Below are 15,738 nucleotides of genomic sequence, written 5' to 3' on the forward strand. Positions count from 1 at the left end.
GGTCACTGCCCCGGCAGAATGCGCACGGCGTAAAGGTTGATGCCCCGCGCCTTGCCGTCGACATCGCTGTTGATCATCAGCCTGCCATCGGCACTCGGCGCCAGCGACCGGTCGAAGGTAACCTGAAGCAGTGCGTCGGATTTTTCGCGCGTGACGCTGAAGCGATGGCGGGAGCAATTGCCGAGTGTCTGGAAATTGCATTCGACCGTGATCTGTGTCGGCTCGTCGCTCGTCGACTGCAGCGTGATCGCAATCGTCGAAGACTTGCCGGCGAGTTGCTGAAGCACGTCTCTCGGAACGCTGATGCCGATATTGCCATCGGCGCCGTTGCTTTCCGAGATCAACCGAATGGCCGGACCGTCGTTTTCGGCGATGTTTTCCGTCCGTGCCCGCGGGCCGCTTTCGATCCTGGCGGCGTCCGAAGGCTTGAATATCTCGATCCATTCCGCAGAAAAGCTGTTTTGCGGATCGATCGTCACCGGCTGATCGACATGCGGCGCCGTGTTCGCAGCATTTTCGTCCGCACCGTCGAAATCTTCCGGCTCGGTACTGGCAGGCGGGTTGGCGACGCTCGTGTCGCGCTCGGCCGCCGTCAGGAAGAGGCCGGACTTATAGGCCCACCAGGCCCCCATGCCAATGAAGGCAATCAGCACGCACCAGACGAGCAGCCGAGAGAAGAATTTCCGCGGTTTGCGGCGCTTCGCAGCCCCCTCCGGCCGGAAATCCATGTGGGCCGCGGTCCGGCTTTCGGCTGCGAAACGTTCGCCGGCCTGAGGTGCGGCACCGAGATGATCGGTCGCGGCAGCATGGACGTCATCAAGCCTCGACTCGTCATAGACGGGCCTTGCCGAATAGCCTCGTGTTTCACCGCCGACCTGAGGCGCGTCATCTTCAAAGCGCTCGTCGCGCCGGACCGGCGGCGGGATCTCCGCAACGGGTGGAACGGGCACTTCCGGCGGCCCTTGGCGCGGATGCAGACGCTCGCGTTCTTCGGCCTCGATCATGTGAATAGTCGTTTCGAGCCGATGGCGATGATGCGCAATCGCTTCCCGGTCGGTGATATCCTGCTTGCGAAGGCCGGCCTCCAGCGCCTGGCGGGCCGATTGATAAATCCTTGCGCGGACTTCCGGATTATCGCGATCGGAGTTGTTAAGCGCCGTTCTGATTGCCGTTTCTAATCCGCTCACATCCGATCCTTCATGCTGGCATCAGGCATCACCCTGAAATCTTTACAAATGCCTAACAAAACTCGGTAGCGTCAATGGCTGAAAACCGCAAGTCTTGCGGCAGGCAGCATGCCGCATCGCAGGGAATAAATATGCCCTTTAGGCCGCTTGCCCACTCACCCGGATAGCCGATCTTCCAGGAATCGACAGATCGGCACTCAAGCACGCTCTTTTCCTCGTTCATCAAGTCTGCTATCAAATTGACGTTTTCGTAAACGTCAATATTAATGGTGAACGCTGTGGCTCTTCCTAAAATCCTCACGGAAAATCTGAGACTGCCGGTCCTTGCTTCACCGCTCTTTATCATCTCCCACCCGGCTCTGACATTGGCGCAATGCAAGGCAGGCGTGATCGGCGCCTTCCCGGCGCTGAATGCCCGGCCGGAAAGCCAGCTCGACGAATGGCTGGCAATGATCACCGAAGACATCGCAGCCTATAACGCCGCCAACCCAGACAGGCCCGCAGCACCCTTTGCCGTCAACCAGATCGTCCATATGTCGAACAAGCGGCTGGAGCACGACCTGCGCCTCTGCGTCAAATACAAGGTGCCGATCGTGATCTCTTCGCTCGGCGCAGTCCCCGAGGTGAACGCAGCGGTGCACTCCTACGGCGGTATCGTGCTCCACGACGTCATCAACAACCGCCACGCCAATTCGGCGATCCGGAAAGGTGCGGACGGGCTGATCGCTGTTGCGGCAGGCGCCGGCGGGCATGCCGGCACGCTGTCGCCCTTCGCTCTGGTGCAGGAAATCCGTGAATGGTTCGACGGGCCGCTGCTCTTGGCAGGCGCGATCGCCACCGGCGGCGCGATCCTTGCGGCGCAGGCAATGGGCGCGGATATGGCCTATATCGGAACGCCGTTCATCGCAACCGGGGAAGCGCGCGCCACCGACGCCTACAAGCAGGCAATCGTTGCGGGTGCAGCAAGCGATATCGTCTATTCCAACTATTTCACCGGCGTGCACGGCAACTACCTGAAGCCATCGATCCAGGCCGTTGGCCTCGACCCGGACAACCTGCCGATGGCAGACCCGTCGAAGATGGATTTCGAACAGGCCGTAGGCGGCGCGAAGGCCTGGAAAGACATCTGGGGTAGCGGCCAGGGCATTGGCGCAATCAAGGCCGTCGAGCCGGTTGCCAAGCTTGTTGACAGACTGGAGGTCGAATACCGCGAGGCGCGCGCCCGCCTCGCGCTCTGAGCCGCGCCACCTTCCGCAGAGGGCGTCTTTTTTGCCAAAGGCACGACAGAGCGCTTGAAATCTTCAAACAATGCCTGTATCAGCGCCATGCAAATCGCGGGCCGCACAATTCGGCCGCTAGGTTGCCGCTTTAGCTCAGTCGGTAGAGCACATCATTCGTAATGATGGGGTCACGTGTTCGAGTCACGTAAGCGGCACCAGTCTTTCCAAGATCAGCTTCTTTTGACGAAAAGCAGGGGCCTGTTGGCGCTACCGACTGCAATCAACCGCTTCCGGCGTCAATCCCCCGATGGCGGATGCGGCAGCATTCGTTGAAGGTCTTTCCGGAGCCACAGGGGCATGGATCGCCGCTGCGGCGCTGTAGGCGGCCGATCAGGGGGAGCGTCGCTGCGGAGGGCAGCAAGGCCGCGGCAAGGGCGACAAGCTTGGCCGAGATGCCGGGGACGACGAGGCGGCGGCCGGATTTGAAGCCGCGCCAGGCGCGTTCGGCCACGTAATCCGAGTCGAGCTTGGGCAATATCTTGAACAGCTGTGCCCGGCCGGCGCCGGATTTTTCGAGGAACTCGGTCGATACAGGCCCCGGCGCGACGCATGTGACCGTCACGCCCGTGCGGCGTAATTCCTGATGGAGCGCTTCCGAAAAGAAGCGCACGAAAGCCTTGCTTGCGTAATACAGGGCCATGTTGGGCCCGGGCGTGAACCCGGCTATGGAGCCGAGATTGAGCACGCCGCCGCGCCCGCGCGCCGCCATTCCCGGCAGGAAGCGAAGGGTCAGGTCGCTGAGGGCGCGTATGTTGAGATCGATGATGCCAAGCTGATCATCCACGGGAAGGAGCGTCGCTGAACCGCGCAATCCGTATCCGGCGCTATTGACCAGAACATCGCAGAACAACCCGTTCGCAGACAGGAAGTCCTGCAGACGCGCCGAGGCATCGGCCGCAAGCAGATCCAATTCCAGCGTGAATGCCTCGCCGCCTTCCGCCCGCACCTCCACCGCGGTAGCAGCCAAGGCTTCCGGCGAGCGCGCAACAAGCACGATGATGGCGCGCTCGCGGGCGACGACTTTGGCGATCGACCTGCCGATGCCACGCGACGCACCGACCACGACGACAGCCGGCCGAAACTCACTCTGCATAATCATGCCGCCGCCCCTGACGACGACGTATCGGGAGCGCGGGCACCTTGCGGGGCGATATTCCTTACCTCGCTGGCGACTTCACCGTTCAATATTTTTTCGAATCGCTCCAGCGCCCGAGCGACATTGGCGCCGTCCATGACCCTGTGGTCGTAGTGGATGCGGACGGTGACCGATCCATCCGCCGAGATCGGGCCGTAGTTGAAGATCGTGGTCAAAGGCGAAAGCGGATTGAGGGATTCCGCCCCGAGACCGGAATAGACCGACAGCTGGAATGTGCCGAACCGGCGGGCGCGCTGCCGCCCGATATTCAGTCCGAGCCACATCAGCAGCCACCTTAAAGGCACCGGCGCACGGGCAAACTTCAATGCGCGCCGGAACTCCTTGATCTCCGGCACCGGGCGCGAGCGTACCGCTTGGATCAGGGCCTCAATTTCGGCGATCGGCCGCCGCTCTGGGGCCTTGATAGAGCTCAGCAAGACGATTCGCTCGCCGTCATATTCGCGCTCATGGGCAATCGAGGCCACGCTTTCCGGGTATTCATAGAGCTGTGGCCTCGGAAACTTGACGTAAGCGCGCCTAAGATCCGGCGTCTCCTGAGAGAGAAGCGCGTACCCCTTCAAGAAGAGTACGGTCCAGGAGGGCTTGCTCGGCTGCGCCATTCTGGCCTCCTGGAGCGGGGCAAGGTTCATCTGCCGCTGCACGGTGACCCGCGGCACGCCGATCGAGAACCGCATCAGATCGCCGACAAGGCGGCGCGCCGCCGAAAGCTTGATGGTTCGGCCTCTCATCATGCCTCCTCTAATAGAGATAGGGAATAATTCGCCTGGTCCGGTCCATGTAGGCGCGGTACTGCGGGCCGAAAATTTCGAGCATCATACGCTCTTCCTTGTCCACCCGTAGGAAGAAAAGGATTGCGAAGCCAGTCAAGCCTGCGAGCCCTACCACCCAATTGGACAGCAGAAAGGCTTGGCCAAGGGCCATGAGCAGGAAAGACGTGTACATGGGATGACGGACGAAAGCATATGGACCGCTGCAAATCAGCTGATGCTGGTCGCGAATCTCCAGCGTGATCGACCAGTTGCGGCCGAGTTCCTTATGGGTCCTGCGAAAGACCCACATGGCGGTGGCAAAGAGTACCGCTCCGACGGCCACGGCCCAGGCGCGGGCCGGATAATCGGCTGCTTCCGGCATGCCGGTGGCGACATAGAATCCCGGCGCGATCGCAAGGCCCAGTAGCGCCGACGCAAGCCCGATCTTCTCTGTACGCGAGCGGCGGTGGCTGACGACACGCACGCGTTTGGCGCGGCGCTCGAAGGGATATCGGATAACATACCAGGCAACGACGCCGAGCACCCATAGAATCTTGCCGACAACAGCTATGCTCAATTCAAGTCACCGGAGCCCTTCTGCGTCCTGCAATCGACTGGATGGAAGCGGTAACAGCATGCCGCCTCGCATTTAGGTATTCATTTCCCGAAGCTGCGTCACGAATTGTTGCGGACGGAGCCAGATGCTGGGTGCCTTATAGCCCATCGATTGAGCGATTTCTGCTACGAAAGCGTTGCAATTGTAAACCGTAGCCTGCCAAAATTTGGACTTGGCCTTCAGCTTGCGTATGAAGGCAACGGTCTCGTTGTATTCGGATGGAGTCAGCAGGACTCGCCAGCTTGCCGACCTGTAGGCCTCCTCCAGATCACCGTCACTGGCCCCGGTTTCCGCCGGCACAGGCAGGAAGTGGCCGAGAACATAGGGACCCGTATCATTGGTCGCAGGAGCAAGCCCCGCGACTTCCGGATTGACCATCCCGCCGGCTTTGTTCAATCGCCCAAAAACCACGTAGGTGTGGCCGTAGCTCAGCGCATAACGCGAGCGGAATTCGACGAAATATTGGCCTTCTCTTTTTTGCGATGATTCGCCAACCAACGCTCCGCGCGCGTCCGAGACGAATCGCGGCTGCGGAGGCTCGTCTTCTGTCTGGCATGATGTGAGCGCGAGAGCAAATAGAATTACAAGTGACAGATGGCCCTTAGCAAGCGTCATCGCTACACTTTATCTCCCGGATCGAGCGAGCAAAAACACTGCTCTGCTTACCGGCCAATCTTTGCACTGCAAGCTTTGAGGCAGGTCCAGCCCGGACTGCACGATGTGGGAAGGGCCACGAATGCCCCCTCCCATTCAGCAACAGTTAGTTGCTACTTATACACTGGTGCCGGCGCTGCTTCTGCTGCGGGCGGCGGGGCCTTCCCCTTGCCTTTACCGACCGCTCCGCAAGCGGTCAGGCTTGCGACGGAAAACAATGCAACCAGGCACATGATCAGAATTCTGCTCATCAGTAGTCCTCTCCTTAGCACGGAATAGGTTATCGAAGGCAACGCTTCTACTAATAGCGGCAAAATAGGCCTAAGCCAAGTGCAGAAAGGACACAACTTGCCTTCCGTGCGGCCCGGGCGCCTCATAATGCCTAACAGATCGTGGCATTATCGACGCAAAATGTAAGCATCATATGACCAATACCGGTGTTCCCACCGGAACTCGGTTGTAGAGATCGACAATGTCTTCATTGGTCAAGCGAATGCATCCATTGGACACCGCCTGCCCTATCAACCATGGCTCGTTCGTACCATGCAGCCGGAAAAGAGTGTCCTGTCCGCCGCGGTAGAGATAAAGGGCGGCGGCGCCAAGCGGATTGTGCGGCCCACCCGAAACACCGCCGGCATACTGCGCCAGATGCGGCTTGCGCCGAATCATGCTGGCGGTGGGCATCCATGAGGGCCATTCCGCCTTGCGTCCGATGGCCGCTCTTCCCTTGAGCGTGAGCCCCTCCTCGCCAACGGCGACGCCATAACGCAATGCGCTGCCGCCGCCTTCGACCAGATACAGATAACGCTCGTAGGTGTTGACGACGATGGTTCCCGGCTGCTCGTTTCCGTTATACTGGACCTGCCGCCGCCGGTAGCGGGAACTGGGACGCGGCGTTGACGAAAACATCGACCCCACCTGCCATCCCGTCGTTGAAGCACATCCAGATACCATCAAGGCCAGACTGCCCAGCAAGAGCCCCCGGCGCGCAATGCGTTTTTTGTCCATCTCTACCTGCTAAGCAATCGATCGGCCCTTATCATCCGTCTTTAGCATCCCGCTGCCGACCGGCCAAGCCTCGCGTTAAAGATGAAAGGTACAAAAGCTTTCGTTCGCCTTGAGCACGCTCTGCCGTACTTCAAAGACCGGGCGCTGCCAACCGGGAGTGGGAGGGGCGAAGGACTGGCAAGACAAAGCGACCGCGGCTATGAAAGCTCTTGCATCAATAGCATGCCTCTGCTCGACTAGCAGCAGCAGGGGTAATGAGGAGGGACATGATGACGACGCCTGACTTTACGGGGAAAGTCGCGCTCGTAACCGGCGGAGGCTCCGGTATAGGTGCAGCCATTTGCCGGCAGCTCGCTGACGAAGGAGCGGAGGTTATTGTTGCCGATCTCGATGCTGACGCCGCACGCGACCTTGCCGCGGAGATCTGTTCGCAAGGTGGTCGGGCGCGGGACTTTGCGGTCGATGTCACGGACGCCGGGGCTGTGGAAAAGCTGATCGGCTACGCTGTCGAGACATGCGGCGGCCTGCACCTGGCGGTTAACAACGCGGGCGTAGACGGGGCCCGGAAGGCGACGGCAGACTACCCGCTCGATAACTGGCACAAGCTGATGGACGTCAACCTGAACGGCGTTTTCTACTGCATGAAGTATGAGATTGCCTCCATGCTGCAACGCGGCGGAGGGGCCATCGTCAACATGTCTTCAGCCCTCGGTTCCGTTGGATTGCCATTTACGGCAGCCTATACGGCCGCCAAGCACGGAGTTGTCGGCCTGACCAAGGTTGCCGCAATCGAATATGCGCGACTGGGCATCCGCATCAATGCGGTTGGGCCCGGTTGGATCGAAACACCGCTCCTGACCGAGCATCTGGCGGTAGCAGGAAGCCGGCGTATGGAAGCGCTTCAGCCGATGGGCAGGCGCGGCCGGCCAGAGGAAGTCGCAGCGCTCGTCTGCTTCCTCCTGTCCGAACAGGCGAGCTTCATCACCGGAAGCTACCATCTCGTGGACGGGGCTTACACCGCCCATTAGCTGCGTCTGTGAGCCGGTTGCCTAAGTTGCCGCCACTTCGGCAAGATTCTGCGGCAGCGACTGAAGGAGGGTCTGGCGTGCAGAACGCAGATGCAGGCGGCAAGAAAAGTCGATTGCCGCCTGATCGCGCGATTCCAGCGCCGCGATATAATCGAGATGCTCATGAATGGCGCGTTCGTTGCGCTGGCGGGCAAACGCCTTGTTCCACTGGTAGTGATAGTGAAAGATGATTGCGATCGCATCATAGAAGTCCGCGATGAAACGGTTCTTCGCGGCGCCATGGATCAAGAGATGGAAGCGCTCGTCAAGGGCTGAGAATTCCTTGAAGCGCGCAGCAAAATCGTTGAGCATCGCATGATGCTCGGCCTTGATATCGGCCAGCGCCGTCCAGGCTTCGCTTTCGATGGGCAGCCTACCAAACTCGGCGGCCGAATGCAGCTCGAACATTTCGCGGACATCCGCGAGTTCCAGTGCGAATTCGCGGGTGAAGCCCTTGAGGATCCAGTGGCTGTTGGGGCGCTTTTCAATAAGGCCGAAGCGTGAGAAACGGATGAGGAATTCGCGGACGCTGGTCGTGCCGGTGCCAATCTCCCGGGCCAGTTCCAGCTCGTTGATCTGCATGCCGGGCGCGGCATCATCCGACAGAATGCGCTGCATGAAGCTGCGCTCGATGATGTCGTGCAGCGAATCCGTCTCCTCGGAGGGAAAGAGATCTTCCTCGGTCGGAACACGCAGAACGATTTTCTGGCGCTTGTTCCATTGGATGATGCCTTCATCGTTCAGGCGGGTCAAAATTGCCCGGGCCGTGCTGCGGCTGATACCGAGCTGCGCGGCGATTTCGGGTTCGGACGGCAAGGCTGCATCCTGGCGCAGAGCAGCGGCGTACCTGTTGTAAGCTTCCTTGAAGACCGTATTCTGTCTTGCCATGCCACCCCGCTCTTTCCCTGCACGACCTTTCGAACTTGCAAAACCGCAAAGCCTGAGGCGCCAGGAGCTAATCGACTGCGGCCTTTTCTAGCCGCCTGCGGCTGTTTGCCTCCCTTGCCGACAGGAGTAATATTGCCGTTGACTTGAAAATGTTTATTGTAGATAAAAAACAAAATCAACGCGTATTTCGCCGATGCAGCGGGCGCTTCCTCAGGGAGAAGATAATTGGACAAAATGCCTTGGCTCATCCTGTCTGCCGGAGACAACGTCGCCGTCGCAACGGCCGCGATCGAAGCCGGCGCAACCATTGCGGGTATCCTGACCCGGCAGAAAATCGAGCCCGGCCACAAGGTTGCCATCGCCGACATCCCGCTCGGCACACCGGTAGTAAAATATGGCCAGGCGATCGGCCGCACCACGGCCGACGTGAAGGCCGGCGACCATATCCACAGCCACAACCTGCATTTCGAGAACGACCGTCTGGCGGCAACGGCAAATTCCGCGCCGGAAGCGGCGACGGCGGAAGACCGTGCGCGAACCTTCATGGGCTACCGCCGTGCGGACGGCCGCGCCGCGACCCGCAACTATATCGGCATTATCGCCAGCGTGAACTGTTCCACCACGGTCTGCCGCGCGATCGCAGACGAGGCCAATCGCACCATCCTGCCGTATTACGAGGGCATCGACGGCTTCGTACCGATCGTGCATGACCAGGGCTGCGGCATGAGCTCCACGGGCGACGGAATGTCGGTCCTGCACCGCACGCTTGCGGGCTACACGCGCCATGTCAATTTCGGCGGCGTGCTGATGATCGGTCTCGGCTGCGAGGTGAACCAGTTGACGCTCTACGGCCAGAGCGGTGCGGGCAATTCCAAGCGGCATTTCAACATTCAGGATGCCGGTGGCTCGCGGCGCGCCGTCGAACGCGCCATGGGCATGCTCCGGGAGATCGCCGCCGATGTCGGCAAGGAGCGGCGCACACCGATCCCCATCAGTGAGATCATCATCGGCCTTCAATGCGGCGGGTCGGATGGCTTTTCGGGTATTACCGCCAATCCGGCGCTCGGCGTCGCGGCCGATCTTCTGGCCGCTGCCGGTGGTACCGCGATCCTGTCTGAAACCTCGGAAATCTACGGCGCTGAGCATCTGCTGCGCAGCCGCGCGATCAACGAGGATGTGGCAAGGAAGCTCGATGACAAGATCGCCTGGTGGGAGAAATATGTCGCGCTGCATGGCGCATCTCTCGACAACAACCCCTCGCCCGGCAACAAGCGTGGCGGATTGACGACCATTCTCGAAAAGTCTCTCGGCGCAGTCGCCAAGGGTGGACGATCGCCGCTGACGGCCGTCTACGGCTATGCCGAGCGTGTTACGGCACCGGGCCTCGTTTTCATGGATACCCCCGGATACGATCCGGTTTCCGCGACGGGGCAGGTCGCAGGTGGTGCAAACCTGATCGCCTTCACGACCGGCCGGGGCAGCTGCTTCGGCTGTCGTCCGGCGCCTTCGATCAAGCTCTCCAGCAATTCGGCGCTCTATTTGTCGATGGAGGAGGACATGGATATCAATTGCGGCACGATCGCCACTGGCGATGCGACGATCAGCGGCAAGGGGCGCGAAATTTTCGACCTCATCATCGATACGGCTTCCGGCAAGAAGACGAAGAGCGAGGAGTTCGGCTACGGCGACAACGAATTCGTGCCGTGGCATTTGGGAGCAACGCTCTAAGATAGAGTTCGGCTCTTCACGGGAGGGAAGATGAAGACGAGGAAGATCGGCAAGACGGAACTCAATGTCACCGAAATCAGTTTTGGTGCGGCGGCTCTTGGCGGCCTGTACCGCGCCTGCCCGCGCGAACAGGCTATGGAGACGTTGGAGGCTGCCTGGACGAGCAACATCCGCTATTTCGACGTGGCTCCCTGGTATGGGCTTGGCCTCGCCGAACGCCACGTCGGCGATTTCCTGAGGGCGAAGCCCGAGAACGAATACGTGCTCTCCACCAAAGTCGGCCGGCTTTTGCGGCCCGTGCCAACGGGCACCGTGCCGGATTACGGCTATGTCGACCCGCTCTCCTTCGATGCCGATTACGACTACTCTTATGACGGCATCATGCGATCCGTCGACTTCAGCTATGCACGCCTCGGTCTCAACCGGATCGATATCCTCTATGTGCACGACATCGGCGTTTACACGCATGGTGCCGCGAGGAATGCCATCCACCTGAAAAATTTTCTCGAGTCCGGCATCAGGGCGCTTGAGCAGCTGAAGTCGTCGCGCGCGATCAAGGCTTTCGGCCTAGGAGTCAATGAGGTCCCTGTCTGCCTCGACGTCATGCGCAACGCCGACATCGACGTGATCCTGATGGCCGGGCGCTACACGCTGCTCGATCGCTCCGCTGTGGCCGACCTCCTGCCGCTCTGCCGTCAGAAAGGCACGTCTCTGGTCGTTGGCGGTGTTTTCAACTCCGGCATCCTTGCAACCGGTCCGGTGCCGGGCTCGCATTTTGATTATATGCCCGCCACACCGGACGTGCTTGCCAAGGTGGGTGCGATGGAAGACATCGCCAAACGCCACGGCGTTCCGCTTGCGGCCCCTGCGCTGCAATTCCCGCTCCGCGATGCAGCCGTTTCTTCCGTGCTGATCGGCACGGCGAAAGCGTCCAGCCTCGAACGCAACATGGAACTCTTCGAGCCCGCACTACCCGATACAATCTTCCCTGAATTCGACCCCCTGACACTCGTCGCGCCGCCGCTCGGCGAAGACGCCGTGCGCGTTTAAGGACCAGACGATGCTCAAAGGAATTCACCCTGTTCTCAGCCCGGATCTTCTACGCGCCATAGCGCGTATGGGGCATGGCGACAACATTGTCATTGCGGACGCCAACTTTCCCTCCAGCACTATGGGACCGGATGTGATTCGTGCCGACGGCGTAACGGCGACGGAAATGGCCGAAGCGATCTTGACGCATATGCCGCTGGACACGTTCGTTCCGGAAACGGCATGGCGCATGGAGGTCGTCGGCGATCCCGGGGCCATGCCGGAGGTTTGCATCGAGTTCCAGGAGATCGTGAACAAGCGGGCTGGCGATTTCAGGATCGCATCGCTTGAACGCTTCGCATTCTACGAACGAGCCAGGAAGGCTGCGTATATAGTCGCGACAACCGAATTCCGGCTGTATGGAAATCTTATTCTGAAGAAAGGCGTCGTGCATCCGCATGAAGTCTATCGCGGCTGAGATTTATTTTAGAATGCAGTTTAATTTATTTAAAAACAGGAGCTTGAGAGTATAGTCGAAACACTCGCAGCCGGCCTCCAGCCACTTGCAATTTGAAAGGGTCTCGGCTAGCTTCCTTCTGTAACTGTTTTTTATCGATAAAAAATCGTCCGCCTGCGTTCAGCGGTCTGGTTTCTTGGAGGAGAACGCACCTTGAGAGGAGAACCCACATGCGCATGAAATCCATTCTGTCCCGTCGAGCCTTTACGGCTCTCGCGGGCGCCGCCGCCATCGCAACTGCAATGCCGTTGCCGTCCTTCGCAGCCGACGTGACGATCCCGATCATCGTCAAGGATACGACGTCCTTCTACTGGCAGATCGTGCTCGCCGGCGCCCGCAAGGCCGGCAAGGACCTCGGCGTCAACGTGCCGGAACTCGGCGCGCAGGCCGAATCCGACATCAACGGGCAGATCAGCATTCTTGAAAACGCCGTCGCCGGCAAACCAGCCGCCGTCGTCATTTCGCCGACCGAATTCAAGGCACTCGGCAAGCCGATTGACGAAGCCGCCAAATCGGTTCCGATCATCGGCATCGACTCTGCCGCCGATTCCAAGGCATTCAAGTCGTTCCTGACGACGGACAACGTTCAGGGCGGTCGTATCGCAGCTGACGGTCTGGCTGCTGCCATCAAGGAAATGACGGGCAAGGAAGAGGGCGAAGTGGTGATCCTCACCAATCTTCCGGGCGTCGGCTCGCTCGAGCAGCGCCGCGAAGGCTTCCTGGATCAGGTGAAGACCAAGTATCCCGGCCTGAAAGTCATTGTCGACAAATACGGTGACGGCCAGGCAACGACCGGCCTGAACATGATGACCGACCTGATCACGGCCAACCCGAACCTCGTCGGCGTCTTTGCCTCCAACCTAATCATGGCGCAGGGCGTTGGCCAGGCGATCGCTGAAAACAAGCTCGGCGACAAGATCAAGGTTGTCGGCTTCGACAGCGACGACAAGACGGTCGGCTTCCTCAAGGAAGGTTCGCTTGCCGCCCTCGTCGTTCAGGACCCGTATCGCATGGGCTATGACGGCGTGAAGACGGCGCTTGCCGTGTCCAAGGGCGAGAAGGTCGAAGAAAACGTCGACACCGGTGCTAACCTCGTCACGAAGGCAACCATGAGCGACCCGAAGATCGACGCTCTGCTCAACCCGAAGGTCAAGTAAGTACGAGCCGAGGCTGCGCGCGAGAAATCCCGCGCAGCCCTTTTCTTCACCTGTGTTATCGTTTTGCCTGAGGGGCGCGGATCGCTGGTGAAGAGACAGCAATTCGTGAGGAGGAGACGTCCATGAGCCTGGAAGAGGTCAGTCATCGCCACGACGACAGCGCGACGCTCAAAGAAGCAGACCGCATTCCTGCGGGCTCACCGATCCTCGAGCTCAGGGCATTGCAGAAGAATTATGGCTACGTCCAGGCGCTAAAGCCCGCGACGATGACGTTTCTGGCCGGCGAAATTCACGCGATTGTTGGCGAAAACGGTGCGGGCAAATCAACCCTCATCAAGTTGCTGACCGGTGTGATCAGCCGAACCGCCGGCGAAATTTTCTGGTGCGGACATCCGGTTGCACTTGCGACGCCGAACGAGGCGATTGCGCGCGGTATCAACGCCGTCCATCAGGAGGTGGTGCTTTGCCCGCACCTGACGGTCGCGGCCAATCTCTTTCTCGGCGACGAAGTCAATCAATACGGCCTCATGCGAAAGAAGCAGATGGTCAGGATGGCGCAGGCCGTCCTCGACGATCTCGGCTTCGGCCTGCCGGCAAATGTCCTGCTGAGTTCACTCACCATCGGCCAGCAGCAGCTCGTTGCAACGGCACGCGCAGCTATGCGCGGCACCCAGTTCCTCATCTTCGACGAGCCGACGGCTTATCTTACCCGACAGGAATCCGCCCAGCTCTTCAAGCTCATCCGTCGCCTGCAGGGCGAGGGTGTGACGATCGTCTACATCAGCCACCGCATGGAGGAAGTCTTCGAGCTTGCCGACCGTGTCTCGGTGCTGCGCGACGGCACCCATGTCGGCACGCGCGCGATCGGCGAGACGAACGATGCGGAGCTGATCGCGCTGATGATCAACCGTTCGATCGAGCAGATCTATCACAAGGAAGATATTCCGATCGGCGAAACGATCCTGGATGTGCGCGGGCTTTCGGGACCGGGTTTCGAGGATGTGTCACTGACCGTGAAGGCCGGCCAGATCGTCGGGCTTTACGGCCTGATCGGAGCAGGACGCAGCGAATTCGCACTCGGCCTCTACGGCCGCGAAAAGACGACGGCCGGCGAAATCCGCTGGATGGGCCAGCAGGTCGACATCAAGAACGAACGCACGGCGATGGAGCTCGGGATCGCGCTTGCGCCCGAGAGCCGCCGCGACCAGGGGCTCTGCCTCAACCTGTCTATCAGTCTCAACATCAACCTGCCGGTCTTCAAGAAGCTGAGCAAAGGCCCCGTCATTAGCCACAGCGAGGAAGCGCAGAATGCCGACCGGCAGATCCGCAATCTTTCGATCAAGACCCCGAGCCGCCGCGTGCTCGCGTCCAGCATGTCCGGCGGCAACCAGCAGAAGGTCGTCATCGGAAAATGGCTCAGCCACGGCGCGCGGCTCTTCATCTTCGACGAACCGACGGTCGGCGTCGACGTCGGCACCAAGGCCGAAATCTACCGGTTGTTTGCCAAGCTTCTAAAGGACGGCGCAGGCATCATCTTGATCTCGTCCTACCTGCCGGAAGTCTACGAGCTTGCCGACCGGCTGCATGTATTCCGCCGCGGCCAGTTGGTCGCAAGCCACGACTACCACGCGGCGACACATGAAGAAGTGCTCGGCGAAGCGATCGGCGGCTGAGTAAAAGAATAAGAGGGAGAGAGAACCAATGACTGTAACCCCGACGGAAATCGTCGCGCCGCCGCCGCGCCGAAAAGTGAACATCCTGTTTAGCTTGACCCTGATCGGGTTGCTTCTCTTCCTCTGGATCCTCCTCGGCATCGTCACCGTCAGCTTCTGGACGCCGCTCAATATATCGAACTTGCTGCGGCAGGGCGCGATGACGGCAATCCTGGCGCTAGGCCAGACCTTCGTCATCATCACGGCGGGCATCGACCTATCCGTCGGCGCCATCGTCGGCTTTGCCGGGGTCATCCTCGCATGGCTTCTGCAGGCGGGGGTTCCGGTTTGGGCGTCCATCATCATCACGCTGCTGATCGGCGTCGGGATCGGAGCCTTTCACGGCTTCGGCATCGTCAAGATGGGTCTGCCGCCGTTCATCATCACCTTGGCGACGCTGACCTCGTTGCGCGGTATCGGGCTGCTCATCACCAACGGATCGACAATCAATATCGTCAACGAGCCTTTCACGAACTTCGCCCGCGCGAACTTCCTCGGCGTGCCGAGCCTCTTCTGGATGGTCATACTCGTCGCGGTTCCGTCTTTCATCTTCCTGCATCTGAGCCGCTGGGGCCGCTATCTCTTCGCGGTCGGCTCCAACCGCGAGGCGGCGCGCCTTTCGGGCGTGCGCGTCGACGGCATGATCTACCTCGCCTATATTCTCTCGGCGACCTTCGCCGCCTTTGTCGGCGTGCTGCTTGCCTCGCGCATCGCGATCGGCAACGCGACCCAGGCCGATGGCTGGGAACTGCAGGCGATCGCCTCTTCCGTGATCGGCGGGACCAGTCTCTTCGGTGCGATCGGTTCCGTGCACGGCCCGCTGATCGGCGCCTTCATCCTGGCCACGATCAACAACGGCGCGAACCTCCTGAACGTCAACTCGTTCTGGCAGCGTATCATCACCGGCCTGCTGATCATCGTGATCGTCTATTTCGATCAGTTGCGCCGCCGCCGGAGCCAGTGAAAGCGAAACATCGTGAAGCCGGTCCC

16 protein-coding genes and 1 tRNA gene are annotated in these 15,738 nt (G+C 60.2%); 9 read left to right on the forward strand and 8 right to left on the reverse strand.

Annotated features, from left to right (window positions below; all coding sequences use genetic code 11):
• Positions 1-2: 2 nt before the first annotated feature.
• The gene (locus ACZ9BX_RS12980) at positions 3-1,187 is read right to left on the reverse strand and encodes a regulator (protein WP_476218371.1); all 1,185 of its coding nucleotides are present in this window, start codon (positions 1,185-1,187) and stop codon (positions 3-5) included.
• Positions 1,188-1,465: 278 nt separating this feature from the next.
• On the opposite strand from ACZ9BX_RS12980, the gene ACZ9BX_RS12985 reads away from it, so the two are divergent.
• Both ACZ9BX_RS12985 and ACZ9BX_RS12990 read left to right on the forward strand, forming a co-directional pair.
• Positions 1,466-2,425 (forward strand): NAD(P)H-dependent flavin oxidoreductase, encoded by a 960-nt coding sequence (locus tag ACZ9BX_RS12985; protein ID WP_476218373.1) that lies wholly within the window; start codon positions 1,466-1,468, stop codon positions 2,423-2,425.
• Between the two features lie 124 nt (positions 2,426-2,549).
• A tRNA-Thr gene (locus tag ACZ9BX_RS12990) sits at positions 2,550-2,625 on the forward strand.
• 62 nt (positions 2,626-2,687) lie between these two features.
• Here the strand turns inward: ACZ9BX_RS12990 and ACZ9BX_RS12995 are convergent.
• From ACZ9BX_RS12995 to ACZ9BX_RS13020, 6 genes are all read right to left on the reverse strand, one after another.
• Positions 2,688-3,566 (reverse strand): SDR family NAD(P)-dependent oxidoreductase, encoded by an 879-nt coding sequence (locus ACZ9BX_RS12995; RefSeq protein ID WP_476218375.1) that lies wholly within the window; start codon positions 3,564-3,566, stop codon positions 2,688-2,690.
• On the reverse strand, positions 3,563-4,351 hold the full coding sequence (locus tag ACZ9BX_RS13000; RefSeq protein WP_476219996.1) for a hypothetical protein: 789 nt from the start codon (positions 4,349-4,351) through the stop codon (positions 3,563-3,565). Before ACZ9BX_RS13000 ends, ACZ9BX_RS12995 begins: the two co-directional genes overlap by 4 nt.
• A gap of 10 nt (positions 4,352-4,361) precedes the next feature.
• Positions 4,362-4,949 (reverse strand): protein-S-isoprenylcysteine O-methyltransferase, encoded by a 588-nt coding sequence (locus ACZ9BX_RS13005; RefSeq protein ID WP_476218377.1) that lies wholly within the window; start codon positions 4,947-4,949, stop codon positions 4,362-4,364.
• 72 nt (positions 4,950-5,021) lie between these two features.
• A complete protein-coding gene (locus tag ACZ9BX_RS13010; protein ID WP_476218379.1) occupies positions 5,022-5,603 on the reverse strand; it encodes a hypothetical protein in 582 nt (193 codons plus the stop codon).
• A gap of 152 nt (positions 5,604-5,755) precedes the next feature.
• Positions 5,756-5,893 (reverse strand): ABC transporter, encoded by a 138-nt coding sequence (locus ACZ9BX_RS13015; protein ID WP_084606495.1) that lies wholly within the window; start codon positions 5,891-5,893, stop codon positions 5,756-5,758.
• A gap of 169 nt (positions 5,894-6,062) precedes the next feature.
• Positions 6,063-6,650 carry a L,D-transpeptidase gene (locus ACZ9BX_RS13020; RefSeq protein ID WP_027510719.1) on the reverse strand — a complete coding sequence of 196 codons (588 nt, stop codon included), beginning with the start codon at positions 6,648-6,650 and terminating at the stop codon, positions 6,063-6,065.
• Between the two features lie 269 nt (positions 6,651-6,919).
• On the opposite strand from ACZ9BX_RS13020, the gene ACZ9BX_RS13025 reads away from it, so the two are divergent.
• Positions 6,920-7,678: an SDR family NAD(P)-dependent oxidoreductase gene (locus ACZ9BX_RS13025; RefSeq protein ID WP_476219998.1), complete on the forward strand. Its 759-nt coding sequence runs from the start codon at positions 6,920-6,922 to the stop codon at positions 7,676-7,678.
• Between the two features lie 21 nt (positions 7,679-7,699).
• Here the strand turns inward: ACZ9BX_RS13025 and ACZ9BX_RS13030 are convergent, their stop codons facing one another.
• Positions 7,700-8,605: a GntR family transcriptional regulator gene (locus ACZ9BX_RS13030; protein WP_476218382.1), complete on the reverse strand. Its 906-nt coding sequence runs from the start codon at positions 8,603-8,605 to the stop codon at positions 7,700-7,702.
• 225 nt (positions 8,606-8,830) lie between these two features.
• On the opposite strand from ACZ9BX_RS13030, the gene ACZ9BX_RS13035 reads away from it, so the two are divergent.
• From ACZ9BX_RS13035 to ACZ9BX_RS13060, 6 genes are all read left to right on the forward strand, one after another.
• Positions 8,831-10,333 (forward strand): UxaA family hydrolase, encoded by a 1,503-nt coding sequence (locus ACZ9BX_RS13035; protein WP_476218384.1) that lies wholly within the window; start codon positions 8,831-8,833, stop codon positions 10,331-10,333.
• 30 nt (positions 10,334-10,363) lie between these two features.
• On the forward strand, positions 10,364-11,383 hold the full coding sequence (locus tag ACZ9BX_RS13040; RefSeq protein WP_476218385.1) for an aldo/keto reductase: 1,020 nt from the start codon (positions 10,364-10,366) through the stop codon (positions 11,381-11,383).
• Positions 11,384-11,393: 10 nt separating this feature from the next.
• Positions 11,394-11,840 carry an RbsD/FucU family protein gene (locus ACZ9BX_RS13045; RefSeq protein ID WP_476218387.1) on the forward strand — a complete coding sequence of 149 codons (447 nt, stop codon included), beginning with the start codon at positions 11,394-11,396 and terminating at the stop codon, positions 11,838-11,840.
• Positions 11,841-12,049: 209 nt separating this feature from the next.
• Positions 12,050-13,036: a substrate-binding domain-containing protein gene (locus ACZ9BX_RS13050; RefSeq protein ID WP_476218389.1), complete on the forward strand. Its 987-nt coding sequence runs from the start codon at positions 12,050-12,052 to the stop codon at positions 13,034-13,036.
• Between the two features lie 122 nt (positions 13,037-13,158).
• On the forward strand, positions 13,159-14,709 hold the full coding sequence (locus ACZ9BX_RS13055; protein ID WP_476218391.1) for a sugar ABC transporter ATP-binding protein: 1,551 nt from the start codon (positions 13,159-13,161) through the stop codon (positions 14,707-14,709).
• A gap of 28 nt (positions 14,710-14,737) precedes the next feature.
• Positions 14,738-15,712, forward strand: coding sequence for an ABC transporter permease (locus ACZ9BX_RS13060; protein WP_086996862.1), 975 nt, complete (start codon positions 14,738-14,740; stop codon positions 15,710-15,712).
• Positions 15,713-15,738: the final 26 nt, after the last annotated feature.

Source organism: Rhizobium sp. USDA 3886 (assembly GCF_056279785.1).